Origin of the sequence: Bacillus cereus, from assembly GCF_002577405.1 — a bacterium.
Taxonomy (GTDB): Bacteria; Bacillota; Bacilli; order Bacillales; family Bacillaceae_G; genus Bacillus_A; species Bacillus_A cereus_AU.
In genome coordinates, this window is record NZ_NULR01000012.1 from 43,012 (window position 1) to 58,210 (window position 15,199).

Consider the following 15,199-nt stretch of genomic DNA (forward strand, 5'->3'; position numbering starts at 1 on the left):
TTCTTATTTACCAATTTCGTTACGTTTACGATATACCTCATACATTAACAAACTTGCGGCTACTGAAGCATTTAAGGATGTAACTTTACCAACCATCGGTAAAGTGATTAGGAAATCACACTTTTCACCAATAATACGACTCATACCTTTTCCTTCACTTCCAATTACTAAGCCGATTGGCATATTTCCATCTAAATGACGATAATCCGTTTTCCCTTTGGCATCTGTACCAGCAATCCAAAGTCCACGTTCTTTTAATTCATCAATTGTACGAGATAAATTTGTCACGCGTGCAACAGGAATGTATTCAATTGCCCCAGTCGATGCCTTCGCAACTGACGCGGTAAGTCCTACAGCCCTTCTTTTCGGAATAATAATCCCATGAGCTCCTGTTGCATCAGCAGTACGCATAATAGAACCTAGGTTATGCGGATCTTCAATTTCATCTAAAATTAAGAAGAATGGATCTTCGTTACGTTTCTCTGCCACCTTAAATAAATCTTCTAACTCAGCATACTGATATGCAGCCACTTGAGCAATTACACCTTGATGGTTACCCTCAACTAATTGATCTAACTTCTTCTTTGGTGCATGTTGTAAAATAATCTTATTCTCTTTCGCTAATGCTAGTACAATCTGCACTTGCCCTTTGGCAGCACCTTCTGCGATCCAAATCTTATTAATATCTCTTCCTGATCGTAACGCTTCAATTACAGGGTTACGTCCGATAATATATTCACTACTCATGATGATGTGCCCCCTTCCTTTTCTTCTAAAACAGCAATTGCTTTATATACAATTTCATCTAATCTTTCACGATTATTTAATAAGTGATGATAACCGATTAATGCTTCAAAAGCTGTACTATGTCGATATGTTTGTACATCCGTATTTTTTGGAACGGTACCTGAATTCGCATTGCGTCCTCTTCTTAATACCGCCTCTTCTTCCTCTGTCAAAAATGCCGTCTCTAATAAATGATAAACAACTTTCGCCTGTGCTTTTGCCGAAACAAAGCTCGTCCCTAAGCGATGTAATTGATTAGGGCGAACTGTTCCTTTTTGAAGGAGGTGATAGCGGATATATTGTTCATATACCGCATCACCCATATATGCTAACGCTAAGCTGTTTAATTGCTTTGCATCAATCATTCTTATCCTCTTTTCCATCTTGTACCTTGAGCGGTATCTTCTAAAATAATATTACGTTCTTTTAAATCATCGCGAATTTGATCGGATAATGCGAAATCACGATTTTTACGAGCTTCAATACGCTTTTGGATAAGTGCCTCAATTTCTTCATCAAGCAATTCTTCTTGTGCTAATTCTAAACCTAAAATATCAAATAATGTTTCAAGTTGTTTTACATACGCTTCAATTACCACTTTAGAAGTATGTTCTTCTAACAAGTATTGATTTGCGTGATTTGCTACATTATATAATTCAGTAATCGCATTAGCCGTATTGAAATCATCATCCATTGCTTCTTCAAATGCACCCTGGAATTTTTCCATTTCAGCTAACCATTTCTCATTATGATCTGTTAAATTTGCGCTACTCTCCATACGATGCTTTAAGTTACCGTAAGCCGTTTTAATTCTTTCTAGTCCGTTATTCGTGCTTTGTAATAACTCTTCACTAAAGTTAATCGGATGACGGTAATGTACTGATAGCATAAAGAATCTAATTAACTGCGGATCATATTGCTTAATGATATCGTGAACTAAAATGAAGTTTCCAAGCGACTTAGACATCTTCTCATTATTAATATTAATATATCCATTATGCATCCAGTAACGTGCAAATGTTTTTCCTGTTAACGCCTCTGACTGTGCAATTTCATTTTCATGATGAGGAAATGCTAAATCTTGACCACCAGCATGAATATCAATTGTGTCCCCTAAGTACTTACGTGCCATCGCTGAGCATTCAATATGCCACCCTGGACGTCCTTTACCCCAAGGGCTTTCCCAGAAGATTTCTCCTTCTTTCGCAGCTTTCCATAAAGCAAAATCAAGAGGATCTTGTTTCTTTTCTCCTACTTCAATACGCGCACCGTGACGTAAATCTGCAATTGGTTGATGCGATAATTTACCGTAACCTTCGAATTCTTTCGTTCTAAAGTACACATCACCTTCTGATTCATACGCAAACCCTTTATTCACAAGTTCTTGAATAAACTCAATAATGATATCCATATTTTCCGTTACGCGTGGATGAACCGTTGCATGTTTGCAACCTAACGCTGTTACATCTTCAAAGTAAGCTTCAACAAAACGATCTGCAATTGTTGGCACATCTTCGCCTAATTCATTTGCCGCCTTAATTAATTTATCATCCACATCAGTAAAGTTAGATACATACTGCACATCATATCCTTTATATTCTAAATAACGGCGTACTGTATCAAATACCATAGGTGGTCTTGCATTCCCAATGTGAATGTAGTTATAAACTGTAGGTCCGCACACATACATCTTTACCTTATTTTCTTCTAATGGAAGAAACTCTTCCTTTTGACGTGTTAACGTATTATAAATGTGAATAGTCATTTTTATCCTTCCTTTCTACCTTTACTTCAAGTTGCTTTTTCAATTTATCAAGTTCTACTTCCATAACCTTTAATTTATCAAAAATCGGATCCGGAAGATCAGAATGATTTAATTCTTGACCAATCTTTACTCCATTTCGAATAACGACTCGACCAGGTATACCTACAACTGTAGAATGCGCAGGGACTTCTTTTAATACAACAGATCCTGCTCCAATTTTAGAATTCTCTCCAACTGTAATAGAACCTAGTACTTTAGCACCTGTTGCAATTAATACATTATCTTGAATTGTAGGGTGCCTCTTCCCCTTCTCTTTACCCGTACCACCTAATGTAACACCTTGATAAATCGTTACATTATCACCAATTTCACACGTTTCTCCAATTACAACACCCATTCCATGGTCAATGAAAAAACGACGACCAATAGTTGCTCCTGGATGAATCTCGATGCCAGTAAAGAAACGACTAACTTGTGAGATCCAACGTGCAATAAAGAAGAAATTCTTTTTATAAAAAGCATGTGCAATTCGATGAGACCAAACTGCATGTAATCCAGAGTAGGTCAAAATGACTTCGAAATAACTTCGTGCCGCTGGATCCTGTTCAAAAACGACTTCAATATCTTCTCGAAGCCTCTTAAACATCGATGTCCCCTCCCCTTTATGGGCTGCTTTTTCGAGTGAACTAACTACCTTAACTCCCCATTTATACTCTAAATCTTTATACAAGGAGATAAAACTTATACTCATACCTATTTATATGGTATAAAAAAAAGACGCCTCTGTCATATTGACAGAGACGCCTTTTAAGCGCGGTTCCACTCTGTTTAGGCTAAAGAAAGCCTCAAACTCATCCATGATAACGGTTTGCACCGCTTCTGTTTACTTTGGCGCCCTAAGACGTTCCGCGAAATACTTCGCTGTTCAACAGAAGACTCGAAGGGGCATTTCAAAAATCCGCTTATAAACCACTTCCAGCCTAAAGGTGGTTCTCTCTGTAAAAAGCCTGATTTTCTACTTCTCCTTCTCGTCGCTTTTCCTTATTAGGTTTTAAGTATACTTATTATATTTCTAAACCTAGAAAATGTTAACCAATTACTTTTTGAATACGATTTAAAACTTTTTCTTTTCCAAGAAGAGCAATCGCATTAGGAAGTTCTGGACCGTGTGTTTGCCCAGTAGTCGCAACACGGATTGGCATAAATAAGTTTTTACCTTTATGTCCTGTTTCCTTTTGAACAGCTTTAATAGCTGCCTTAACTGCTGCTGGATCCATTGCTTCTAGAGCTTCTACTTGACCAGCAAATGCACGAAGCACTTCAGGTACTTGTTCACCTTTTAATACTTCTTGTCCTTCTTCTTCGTGATCAACGTGATCTTTAAAGAACATTTCAGAAAGCTCTACAATTTCAGCTCCAAAGCTCATTTGGTCATGATATAAAGCAATAACATCACGAACCCAAGCTTGTTCTTGTTCGCTTAAGTTTTCACCCACGCGACCTGCTTTCACTAAGTGCGGTAAGCTTAGTTCAACAACCGTATCTAAATCTTGTTTTTTCATATATTGGTTGTTCATCCATTTTAGTTTTTGAGAATCAAATAATGCAGGTGATTTTGATAAACGAGCTGCATCAAACATTTTGATAAACTCATCTTGAGAGAAGATTTCTTCTTCCCCTACTGGTGACCAACCTAGTAATGCAATAAAGTTAAAGATTGCTTCTGGAAGATATCCAAGCTCTTTATATTGCTCAATAAATTGAATAATAGATTCATCACGCTTACTTAACTTTTTACGGCTTTCATTTACAATCAAAGTCATATGACCAAATTGCGGGATATCCCAACCGAAAGCTTCATAAATCATCATTTGTTTTGGCGTGTTTGAAATATGATCATCACCACGAAGTACATGTGTAATCTCCATTAAGTGATCATCTACTGCTACCGCAAAGTTATAAGTTGGAATTCCATCTTTTTTCACGATAACAAAATCACCGAAATCATTTGAATGGAATGCAACCTCATCTTTTACGATATCTTTAAATGTGTAATCACGATCAGCTGGTACACGGAAACGAATACTTGGAATACGTCCCTCAGCTTCAAATTCTTTAACTTGTTCTTCAGTTAAATCACGGTGGTTACCAGCGTAACGAGGTGTTTCACCACGAGCAATTTGCCCTTCACGCTCTGCTTCTAGCTCTTCTTCTGTCATATAACATTTGTAAGCTAAACCACGCTCTAATAAATCTACATATAATTTTTTATAAATATCTAAACGCTCTGTTTGACGATACGGCCCAAATTCACCACCAACATCAACACCTTCATCCCAGTCCATACCGAGCCACTTCAAGTATTTTAATTGGCTTTCCTCTCCACCAGCAACATTACGTTTTACATCAGTATCTTCAATACGAATAATAAACTTACCATCTTGATGACGAGCAAATAAATAATTAAATAATGCCGTACGCGCATTTCCGATATGTAAGTGTCCTGTTGGACTTGGCGCATAGCGCACTCTCACTTGCTTTTCCATAATTGGTACACCTTCCATTCTTAATGTCAACACATTCTATAATTGTACACCAAAAAAATGTGATTATCCATCTTACGAATTAAAAACCATTATTTTTTCTGTAATAATACAACTGCTTGAGAAGCAATCCCTTCTTCTCTACCTGTAAATCCTAATTTTTCTGTTGTTGTTGCCTTTACATTAATATTGTCAATAGACGTTTCTAATAGTTCACTAATACGTTTACGCATACTTTCGATATGCGGTGCCATTTTTGGCTTTTGAGCAATAATTGTACAATCTAGATTTCCTAACTCATAACCTTGTTCACGCACAAATTCCCAAACTTTTTGTAACAATATAGCTGAATCTGCATCTTTAAAGGCAGGATCTGTATCAGGAAAATGCTTCCCAATATCTCCTGCTGCAATTGCTCCTAAACATGCGTCAGCAATCGTATGTAACAATACATCCGCATCCGAGTGACCAATTAACCCTTTCTCATGAGGAATTGTAATTCCGCCGATAATTAATGGTCTACCTTCCGCAAATTCATGTACATCAAAACCTTGTCCAATTCGAAACATTCTTTACATCCTCCTCAAGCTAAACTACTGAGCTTTATGATTCTATATTATATCGCTATCCCTATAAAGAAAAGCCCGGCCGTTGCCGAGCTTTTCTTTACTATAATGTCATCACTACTATTTCTTATGAACATGAAGGAAACTTTCAGCAATTAGTAAATCCTCTGGAGTCGTCACTTTAATATTATAATAACTCCCATCCACTACGCCTACTTGCTTCCCAATACGTTCTACGAGACTTGCATCATCTGTACCAAGAAAACAGCCCTGCTTTGCACCTCTATGAGCTTCTAATAAAAGAGGAACAGAGAATCCTTGCGGCGTTTGGACAGCTTTAAGCTGAGAACGTTCTATCGTTTCAACAACAACACCCTGTTCTACTTTCTTAACTGTATCCTTCACTGGCACTGCACAAATGGAAGCGCCATGTTTTTCCGCTGCAGTTAATACATCTTGAATCATTTTATTCGTTACGAACGGGCGAGCACCATCGTGCACGAGAACATATTCAACTCCGACCACATGATGTAGCGCATTATACACGCTATCTTGTCTTTCAGCTCCGCCCTGAATAAATTGTACCGGTTTTCCAACTGGGTACTTCTGCATTAACTCCTCAAAATAAGGACGTTCCTCTTCATTAATTGCCATAATAATACTTTTACATGCTTTATCTTTTTCAAAAGCACGTAATGTATGCACAATGATCGGTACTTCATTTATAAGTAAGAACAACTTATTTTTGCCAGCACCCATCCGTTTTCCTTGACCCGCTGCTGGAATAATTAATGTATACATATTAATAATCCTCTACTTATAATGCTTTTTCTAATAATTTACGTTTTGCGAAAATCATACGACCAGCCGATGTTTGCAACACACTTGTAACAAGCACATTGAGTTGTGAACCGACAAATTCTCGACCATCTTCTACTACAATCATCGTACCATCATCTAAATATGCAACACCTTGATTTTGCTCTTTACCATCTTTTACAACATAAACACTTAATTCTTCACCAGGGAGTACAACTGGTTTAATTGCATTTGCTAAATCGTTAATGTTTAACACTGTTACTCCTTGTAATTCAGAAACTTTGTTTAAGTTGAAATCATTTGTTACAACAGTTCCACCAGTGATTTTCGCTAACTTTACAAGCTTGCTATCCACTTCTTGGATATCCTCGAAATCACCTTCATAAATTTCTACCGGAATCGGCATCTCTTTTTGAATACGATTTAAAATGTCTAATCCTCTGCGGCCACGATTACGTTTTAAAGCATCGGAAGAATCAGCAATATGCTGTAGCTCTTCTAATACGAATTGAGGAATCACAATGGTTCCTTCTAAAAACTTCGTTTGGCAAATATCTGCAATACGTCCGTCAATAATTACACTCGTATCGAGAATCTTCCAATGAGCTGTAGATTTTTCTACTTCTCCCTCGACCTCTTCGTTCTCACTGTTGTTCTTTTTCTTACCGCCACGTTGTGGTAATGTAAATAAACCCAGTAATTCATTTCTCTTTTTAAACCCTACTTGGAATCCTAAATACCCAAGTAAAAGGGTAAAGAACACTTGTAATACTGTACTAATGACTGGGATTGTAAATTCACGAATTGGTATCAAAATTAAATATGCAACAATAAGACCAGAAATTAACCCTAGAGTACCGAATAAAACATCCGCTACAGGCGCCTTTACAAGTGCCTCCTCAATATGCTTAATAAGTTGAACAATATAATCCACAAGCCAAAATGTGGTTAAAAATAAAATAATTGCACCAATAATCGCGCGAACATACGATCCCTCTAGCCATGGAACAGCACCGATGTCCATTACATTAATAACTTTTGGGATTAAGAAAATCCCTAACGCTCCTCCAATCACTAAAAAGAAGAGCTGTACTATCCGTTTTAACATCCAACCACCTCCTACTCATTATTAACCATTGTTTTGCTAATCAAAACGCCGAATGCAAAAGCGGACGTGTTTTTTTTGTAAATAGTTTTATTTACCAATATACCATATCATATACCAAAAATGTTCTAGTGTCGTTATATTATGGAATCAATGTAATATTCTTAATTGTGTCTACTCATATAGAGATGCTCTTGAATTCTTTTTAGACCCTCTCGTATTTTCTTCGCTCTAACTTCCCCAATTCCTTCCACATCATCCAATTCATTAATAGTCGCACGACAAACACCTTGCAATGTTTTAAATCGATTAATTAAATTTTCAATGATAAGTGGCGGAACACGAGAAATTTTGCTTGTGATTCGGTATCCTCTAGGCGTCACACTTTCTTCCAAACTCATTTGCCCTGGATAGCCAAGCAATTTAACTAAATCGCTATCCTCTAAAAGCTGTGTATTTGCAAGATCTTGTAACTTTTTCAAAATTTGATGATGGTCTTGTGTTTTTTCTTGATAATAATCTTTAATTAATAACGCTGCCTCTGCCTCTAAATCAGCTAGTAATTCTGTCAGTTGCAGACGAATTAACCTACCTTCTGTTCCTAACTCATGAATATAGCTCAATATTTCATTTTTAATACGCAGTACCATTTCAACGCTATGTAAAACATGAACCACCTCGGACATTGTAACGACCTCTTCAAATTCTAGAATTCCCAAATTCGTAATACCATCATTCCATACAGCCTTATATTTTTCTAACGTTTGAATAGCTTGATTTGCCTTTGTTAAAATAACCCCTATATCTTTTAGTGTATAACGCAAATTCCCTTGATATAGGGTAATTACGTTACGTCTTTGTGAAATAGCCACAACAAGGCTACCTGTTTGCTTTGCTACACGCTCTGCCGTTCGGTGACGCATACCCGTTTCAATAGAATCAATAGATGACTCTGGAACTAGCTGTGCGTTCGCAATTAAAATTTTACTTCCAGTTTCATTTAAAATAAGTGCCCCATCCATTTTTGCTAATTCATATAAACTGGCAGGAGAGAATGCACAATTAATATGAAAACCTCCATCAACAATACTTTTAATCTGCTCATTATATCCAAGAACAATTAATCCCCCTGTTTGTGCGCGAAGTACATTATCTATCCCTTCGCGCAGTGGTGTTCCTGGAGCAACGAGCTGTAAAATATTAATCATACTTTTAACACGTTGCTTGTTTTCTTCCATAGCCTAGCCTCCTAATGTCAAACGAAGCGCTTCCCCTAAATTAGATACACCTACTACCTCAATCCCATCCGGAATTGTCCATCCTCCTAAATTTTTTCTAGGGATAATAGCGCGTTGAAATCCTAATTTGGCTGCTTCTTGTACACGTTGTTCAATTCTTGATACTCTTCTTATTTCTCCAGTTAGTCCTACTTCTCCTATTACCGCATCGGTTGGTGCAGTGGGTTTATCTCTGAAACTTGAAGCTATACTTAAAGCCACAGCCAAATCAATTGCTGGTTCATCTAATTTCAAACCACCTGCTACTTTTAAATATGCATCTTGATTTTGCAATAATAAACCTGTTCTTTTTTCTAATACTGCCATAATAAGCGATACACGGTTATGGTCTATTCCCGTCGCCATTCTTCGAGGATTTCCAAAACTAGTAGGGGAGATTAATGCTTGTATTTCTACTAAAACCGGTCTTGTTCCTTCCATTGAGGCAACCACTGTTGATCCTGCGACCCCGACTGGCCTTTCCTCAAGGAAAATTTCCGAAGGATTTAAGACTTCTGCAAGACCAAGCTCTTTCATTTCAAAAATACCCATTTCATTCGTAGAACCAAAACGATTCTTCACAGCTCGCAAAATACGATATGTATGATGACGGTCTCCTTCAAAGTAAAGAACTGCATCGACCATATGTTCTAACATACGGGGTCCTGCAATTGCCCCTTCTTTTGTCACATGCCCGACGATAAAAATAGGGATCCCTTTCGTTTTTGCGAGTTTCATTAATTCTGCTGTACATTCACGTACTTGTGCCACACTTCCAGGAGCTGACGTCACTTCAGGTAAATGTATCGTTTGAATAGAGTCAATAACAACAAAAGCTGGATTCATCTCTTCAATATGTGCTGCAATTCGCTGTAAGTCAGTCTCTGCTACAACAAATAGATTACTACCCTTTACATGCAAACGATCTGCACGAAGTTTAATCTGCTTTGCTGACTCCTCTCCTGATATGTATAGTACATCATATGAAGAATCTGCTAATTGCGATGAAATCTGTAATAGCAATGTTGATTTTCCAATCCCAGGATCTCCACCAATAAGTACTAAGGATCCATCTACAATCCCGCCACCAAGTACACGGTTAAACTCTTGAAATTTTGTTTCAATACGCGCCTCAGATTTTGTTTCTACTTCTGTTAAGCGTCTTGGTTTTGTTACTTCTGATTGAATCGCATTTGCATAATTAAGGCGCCTTGATGATACAACCGGTTCCATCTCTTCAACAAGTGTATTCCATTGACCACATCCAGGGCATTTTCCCATATATTTTGGTGACTGATAACCACACTCTTGACATGTAAATTTTGTTTTCTTTTTAGCCATATCTTTTTATAGTTCACTTCACTTTCATCTATAAACGTTTATCCTTCTCGTACAAGAAAGAGGGCTATCGCGTAGCCCTCTTTGTTTGTCTATACTTATTTTACCTTTTCCGCACTATGAATGACAAATGATTCTCCTTCTACATCAAAGATAACTTTTTGTCCTTTCTCAATAGCGCCTTTTAACAGTTCTTCTGATAGTCTATCTTCCACATGTTTTTGAATTGCCCTACGAAGCGGACGAGCACCGTACTCACGATCAAATCCTTTATCAGCAATTGCTGAAATCGCCCCTTCTGTTAAGTGTAATTCAATTTCTTGTTCTTTCAAGCGATTGACTAATTGATTAACCATAAGTGTTACAATCTCTTGAATATGTTTTTTCTCAAGCATATGGAATACGATAATTTCATCAATACGGTTTAAGAATTCTGGACGAAATGCCTTTTTCAGTTCATCCATTACTTTACCTTTCATATCTGAATAATCGCGGCTCTCATCTTGTACGTTAAATCCAAGATGTTTATTACGTTTTAACGCCTCTGCACCAACGTTAGATGTCATAATAACAATTGTATTACGGAAATCAACTGTACGTCCTTTAGAATCTGTTAAACGACCATCTTCTAATACTTGTAGTAAGATATTAAACACATCAGGATGAGCTTTCTCTACTTCATCTAATAGGACAACTGAATACGGCTTACGACGAACCTTCTCTGTTAATTGTCCTCCTTCTTCATATCCAACATATCCTGGAGGTGATCCAACTAAACGAGAAGTAGAGTGCTTTTCCATGTACTCAGACATATCGATGCGGATCATTGCATCCTCATCACCGAACATAGATTCTGCTAACGCCCTTGCTAGTTCCGTTTTCCCTACACCAGTCGGTCCTAAGAAAATAAATGAGCCAATTGGACGTTTCGGATCTTTTAATCCCGCTCTCGCACGGCGAACAGCTTTTGCCACAGCTACGACTGCTTCATCCTGCCCAATTAAACGATCGTGTAAAATTGATTCTAAGTTTAATAATTTATCTGTCTCTGTTTGTGCAAGTTTAGAAACCGGAATACGTGTCCATGTGGAAACGACATTTGCAATATCTTCTACTGTTACTTCTGAGTTTTCTTTTCCTTGCTGTTCTTTCCACTGACGCTTTGTATCTTCTAACTTTTCACGTAAACGTTGTTCCATATCACGTAAGGAAGCAGCCTTTTCAAATTCTTGGCTTTGTACAGCTGCATCTTTTTCTTTTCTAATTTCCTCAAGCTTCACTTCAAGCTCTTTTAAGTTTGGCGGTGTTGTATAAGAACGTAAGCGCACTTTTGATGCAGCCTCATCAATTAAATCGATTGCTTTATCAGGTAAGAAACGGTCTGTAATGTAACGATCTGAAAGTTTTACAGCCGCATCGATTGCATCGTCTGTAATAGATACACGGTGATGCGCCTCGTAACGGTCACGTAAACCTTTTAAAATTTGAATTGATTCGTCTAAGTTTGGTTCATCAACATGAATTGGTTGGAAACGTCTTTCTAATGCCGCATCTTTTTCAATATATTTACGATACTCATCTAAAGTTGTTGCACCAATACATTGTAATTCACCACGAGCTAAAGATGGTTTTAAAATATTTGATGCATCGATTGCACCTTCTGCTCCACCTGCACCAATTAATGTATGAAGCTCATCGATAAATAGAATAATGTTTCCAGCTTGACGGATTTCATCCATCACCTTCTTTAAACGATCTTCAAATTCACCGCGATATTTTGTTCCAGCTACAACTGTACCCATATCTAATGTCATAACACGCTTATCTCTTAAAGTTTCAGGAACTTCATTATTTACAATTTGCTGTGCTAATCCTTCCGCAATTGCCGTCTTACCTACACCAGGTTCTCCAATTAATACTGGATTGTTTTTTGTTCTACGGCTTAACACTTCAATTACACGTTGAATTTCTTTACTACGTCCAATAACAGGATCCAAACGATTTTCACGTGCAACGACTGTTAAATCACGTGCTAAACTATCAAGCGTCGGTGTATTTGCATTTGTTGATGAACCGCCTTGGTGGCCAGAACTAGCTTCGTTACTTCCAAGAAGTTGTAACACTTGTTGTCTTGCCTTATTTAGACTTACACCTAAATTATTTAAAACACGTGCCGCTACCCCTTCACCTTCACGGATTAATCCAAGTAAAACATGTTCTGTTCCAACGTAGGAATGACCCAGTTTACGTGCTTCATCCATAGACAACTCAATAACCTTTTTAGCACGAGGTGTGTAATGTACTGTTTGTGAGGCTTCTGTCCCACGCCCGATTAACGCTTCTACCTCTTTTTGAACTTTCTCTGGACTTAATCCAAGGGCAATTAACGCTTTTGCTGCAATTCCTTCACCTTCGCGTACAAGCCCAAGTAAAATATGTTCTGTTCCAATATTATTATGCCCAATGCGAATTGCTTCCTCTTGAGATAAAGCTAATACTTTCTGTGCTCTTTCTGTAAATCTTCCAAACATCATAGAAATCGCCTCCTACTTGCGCTTAGTTTTTTTCAATACGTAATCGCTCACGGATCAAGGTTGCTCTTCGATAATCTCTTTCTTCTGGCCCTAAAGGTCCTCCTGCATATTGTTGTAAAATACCCGGCTGCGTAAGAACCATTAGCTCAGTCAAAATATTTCTCGATATACCTTTTATATAACCTAGATCAATACCAAGTCGTAAATCTGATAAGCAAGTAGCCGCCTCCGCAGATTGAATTAAACGACTGTTTGCTAGTGTGCCATAAGAGCGAAAAACCTTATCTTCAAGTTCAATACTTGAATTTTGTACAATTAATTCTCTAGCCATTTTTTCCTGTTGTATGATTTGTTGAATGACACTCTGTAAATCTACAATAATATCTTCTTCAGATTTCCCTAACGTCATTTGATTTGACACTTGAAATATATTACCTAACGCTTCGCTACCTTCACCGTATATTCCTCTTACTACTAACCCTAATTTTTGAATTACTTGTATAATACGGCTAATTCTTTTCGTTAAAACCAGTCCCGGTAAATGGATCATTACAGAAGCTCTTAATCCTGTACCAACGTTAGTAGGACAACTCGTAATATATCCAAGGGATTCATCAAAAGCATATTCAACCTCTTCCTCAATCCAATTATCTATTTGATTGGCACTTTGAAGCGCCTCTGATAACTGCAATCCTGAAAATAGGCACTGAATCCTAATATGATCTTCTTCATTAAGCATAACACTAATATGTTCACTTTCTGACAATAGACATGCTCCATATTCTGTTCCTGCAAGGTTGGGACTAATTAAATGCTTTTCGACCAAAACCCTCCTTTGAAGAGGAGTTAATTCATTCATTTTTAATAGTTCAAACTCTCCAAAAGGTTCTACTGTTTTATTTATAAATTCCTTTTTAAATAATTCATGAATCTGTTTAGCTTCTTCTTCGCTTTGCATAGTAGAGAATTGATATTTTTTAAAATTACGAGCCAAACGAATTCGACTACTTAAAACAATATCAGAATCAGGGCCATCCCCCTTCATCCATGGACTAATCGCTTCATTCATAATTTTGTCCAGTGACATAGAACTATTCCCCCTCTCTATGCTCACTAAGCTGATTTTCAAGACCTCGAATTTTATCCCTTACTTCAGCGGCTTTCTCAAATTCCTCTTTCTGTACGTATTGTTTCAGAATGAGTTTTAGTTCATCTAATTCTTTCTTTAAGTGAATATTTCCTTCTATACGTTCTGGAATTTTTCCACAATGATCTGTATGCCCACCGTGAAGACGTTTTAACAACGGCTTTAAATGCTCCTTAAATGTATCGTAACAAGAAGCACATCCAAAGCGTCCCACTTTTGTAAATTGCTCATATGTCATCTTACAATCTGGACATCTTAGTGTATTTGTATTCGAAAATCCATTTTTTCCTTCTTCAAACATTGTTGATTCACCGTGTAATAACCCAGCAAATAAATCATGGAATGAAAAGTTAGACTGCGATGATTGAAAGAAAGACGTATAGCCACTTTGTTCTGCACATTGCTCACAAAGATGAACTTCCGCCTTCTTTTCGTTGATTACTTTTGTATAATGTAAAGTTGCTGGTCTTATATTACAGTTTTGACAAGTCATCACTATCCCACCTTTACAACAGGAACGATCTATCTCATGGTTCTTTTCATACATTACTAGATTGTTCACTTTTCTTAATCCGTTTAGATAAAAGTGCATGTTCTTTTTTCAAAACCTCTACAATATTCAACTGCCTTATCTTAGTTATCATTCTTTTACAAAAGCTATATTTATTTGTATTTCAGTGTTCTTAACATTGCGCATAATATTCGAGCCCTAAGTTCATCCCGAGAAGGAACATCCATTGATAATACAGAACGATCTAGTACGCTTAACATAAGTTTTGCTTCACGATTTGTTATGATTCCCTCTTCTATTAAACGTATAATCATACTCTCTGCATTCCCTTGCGCAACGCTATGATCAATCATATGAAGCATTTGATCAATAATGTCTATATCGTCATGCAGTTTGACTTTTATAATGCGAATGTAACCTCCTCCACCACGTTTACTTTCTACTACAAATCCTCTTTCTAACGTAAAACGGGTATTGATTACATAATTGATTTGAGATGGTACGCACTCGAATCGATCCGCAATCTCATTTCTTTTGATTTCAATCACATTATTATTGCTTAAGTCAATAACTTGCTTTAGATATTTCTCAATGATATCAGATATATTTCTCATTTATCCGCCACCTTTATTGACTTTGACTATCTTTGACTTTAATTATATACGTATTAATAATATTTGCAACTCTTTTGCTTATTCACTATCCTAGCCACATTTCCCTGTATTTAATCAAAATAATAATTCTTTAAACACATTTTTTGATTACTATAGATTATAAAAGAAAACACGAAAAAACACGAGTCAAATGA

14 protein-coding genes and 1 other annotated feature are annotated in these 15,199 nt (G+C 37.0%); all 14 genes read right to left on the reverse strand.

The features are described from left to right. Positions 1-3: 3 nt before the first annotated feature. Positions 4-747, reverse strand: a complete 744-nt coding sequence (gene rlmB / locus COC96_RS15640; protein ID WP_098268757.1) for a 23S rRNA (guanosine(2251)-2'-O)-methyltransferase RlmB — start codon at positions 745-747, stop codon at positions 4-6. Continuing rightward, entirely contained in the window at positions 744-1,151 is a 408-nt protein-coding gene (locus COC96_RS15645) for a Mini-ribonuclease 3 (protein ID WP_098769030.1), read from the reverse strand. The genes rlmB and COC96_RS15645 overlap by 4 nt, the downstream gene beginning before the upstream one ends. 2 nt (positions 1,152-1,153) lie before the next feature. Then, positions 1,154-2,551 carry a cysteine--tRNA ligase gene (gene cysS / locus COC96_RS15650; RefSeq protein WP_098769031.1) on the reverse strand — a complete coding sequence of 466 codons (1,398 nt, stop codon included), beginning with the start codon at positions 2,549-2,551 and terminating at the stop codon, positions 1,154-1,156. Then, complete coding sequence (gene cysE, locus COC96_RS15655; protein ID WP_150985228.1) at positions 2,532-3,197, reverse strand: serine O-acetyltransferase; 666 nt, start codon at positions 3,195-3,197, stop codon at positions 2,532-2,534. The genes cysS and cysE overlap by 20 nt, the downstream gene beginning before the upstream one ends. Before the next feature lie 147 nt (positions 3,198-3,344). After that, positions 3,345-3,592: a binding site (T-box leader), on the reverse strand. A gap of 47 nt (positions 3,593-3,639) precedes the next feature. After that, positions 3,640-5,097, reverse strand: a complete 1,458-nt coding sequence (gene gltX, locus COC96_RS15660; protein WP_098769032.1) for a glutamate--tRNA ligase — start codon at positions 5,095-5,097, stop codon at positions 3,640-3,642. 89 nt (positions 5,098-5,186) lie between these two features. Beyond that, positions 5,187-5,663, reverse strand: a complete 477-nt coding sequence (gene ispF, locus COC96_RS15665; protein WP_000488380.1) for a 2-C-methyl-D-erythritol 2,4-cyclodiphosphate synthase — start codon at positions 5,661-5,663, stop codon at positions 5,187-5,189. A 117-nt stretch (positions 5,664-5,780) separates the two neighbouring features. Next, positions 5,781-6,461, reverse strand: coding sequence for a 2-C-methyl-D-erythritol 4-phosphate cytidylyltransferase (gene ispD, locus COC96_RS15670; protein ID WP_098268754.1), 681 nt, complete (start codon positions 6,459-6,461; stop codon positions 5,781-5,783). 16 nt (positions 6,462-6,477) lie between these two features. Further along, complete coding sequence (locus COC96_RS15675; protein WP_098268753.1) at positions 6,478-7,587, reverse strand: PIN/TRAM domain-containing protein; 1,110 nt, start codon at positions 7,585-7,587, stop codon at positions 6,478-6,480. Positions 7,588-7,748: 161 nt separating this feature from the next. Continuing rightward, on the reverse strand, positions 7,749-8,822 hold the full coding sequence (disA, locus tag COC96_RS15680) for a DNA integrity scanning diadenylate cyclase DisA (RefSeq protein WP_097904628.1): 1,074 nt from the start codon (positions 8,820-8,822) through the stop codon (positions 7,749-7,751). 3 nt (positions 8,823-8,825) lie between these two features. After that, entirely contained in the window at positions 8,826-10,202 is a 1,377-nt protein-coding gene (gene radA, locus COC96_RS15685) for a DNA repair protein RadA (RefSeq protein WP_097904627.1), read from the reverse strand. A gap of 95 nt (positions 10,203-10,297) precedes the next feature. Next, complete coding sequence (gene clpC, locus COC96_RS15690; RefSeq protein ID WP_098268752.1) at positions 10,298-12,733, reverse strand: ATP-dependent protease ATP-binding subunit ClpC; 2,436 nt, start codon at positions 12,731-12,733, stop codon at positions 10,298-10,300. 22 nt (positions 12,734-12,755) lie between these two features. Beyond that, positions 12,756-13,820 (reverse strand): protein arginine kinase, encoded by a 1,065-nt coding sequence (locus COC96_RS15695; protein WP_098268751.1) that lies wholly within the window; start codon positions 13,818-13,820, stop codon positions 12,756-12,758. A 4-nt stretch (positions 13,821-13,824) separates the two neighbouring features. Continuing rightward, positions 13,825-14,373 (reverse strand): UvrB/UvrC motif-containing protein, encoded by a 549-nt coding sequence (locus COC96_RS15700; RefSeq protein ID WP_098268750.1) that lies wholly within the window; start codon positions 14,371-14,373, stop codon positions 13,825-13,827. Between the two features lie 170 nt (positions 14,374-14,543). Then, positions 14,544-15,005, reverse strand: a complete 462-nt coding sequence (ctsR, locus tag COC96_RS15705) for a transcriptional regulator CtsR (protein WP_048526354.1) — start codon at positions 15,003-15,005, stop codon at positions 14,544-14,546. Between the last annotated feature and the right edge of the window lie 194 nt (positions 15,006-15,199).

Coding starts and splice junctions, on each gene's coding strand:
- rlmB (WP_098268757.1), bottom strand. CDS start 747: ATGAGTAGTGAATATATTATCGGACGTAACCCTGTAATTGAAGCGTTA.
- COC96_RS15675 (WP_098268753.1), bottom strand. CDS start 7,587: ATGTTAAAACGGATAGTACAGCTCTTCTTTTTAGTGATTGGAGGAGCG.
- ispD (WP_098268754.1), bottom strand. CDS start 6,461: ATGTATACATTAATTATTCCAGCAGCGGGTCAAGGAAAACGGATGGGT.
- ispF (WP_000488380.1), bottom strand. CDS start 5,663: ATGTTTCGAATTGGACAAGGTTTTGATGTACATGAATTTGCGGAAGGT.
- COC96_RS15700 (WP_098268750.1), bottom strand. CDS start 14,373: ATGACTTGTCAAAACTGTAATATAAGACCAGCAACTTTACATTATACA.
- clpC (WP_098268752.1), bottom strand. CDS start 12,733: ATGATGTTTGGAAGATTTACAGAAAGAGCACAGAAAGTATTAGCTTTA.
- cysE (WP_150985228.1), bottom strand. CDS start 3,197: ATGTTTAAGAGGCTTCGAGAAGATATTGAAGTCGTTTTTGAACAGGAT.
- COC96_RS15645 (WP_098769030.1), bottom strand. CDS start 1,151: ATGATTGATGCAAAGCAATTAAACAGCTTAGCGTTAGCATATATGGGT.
- radA (WP_097904627.1), bottom strand. CDS start 10,202: ATGGCTAAAAAGAAAACAAAATTTACATGTCAAGAGTGTGGTTATCAG.
- gltX (WP_098769032.1), bottom strand. CDS start 5,097: ATGGAAAAGCAAGTGAGAGTGCGCTATGCGCCAAGTCCAACAGGACAC.
- cysS (WP_098769031.1), bottom strand. CDS start 2,551: ATGACTATTCACATTTATAATACGTTAACACGTCAAAAGGAAGAGTTT.
- COC96_RS15695 (WP_098268751.1), bottom strand. CDS start 13,820: ATGTCACTGGACAAAATTATGAATGAAGCGATTAGTCCATGGATGAAG.
- disA (WP_097904628.1), bottom strand. CDS start 8,822: ATGGAAGAAAACAAGCAACGTGTTAAAAGTATGATTAATATTTTACAG.
- ctsR (WP_048526354.1), bottom strand. CDS start 15,005: ATGAGAAATATATCTGATATCATTGAGAAATATCTAAAGCAAGTTATT.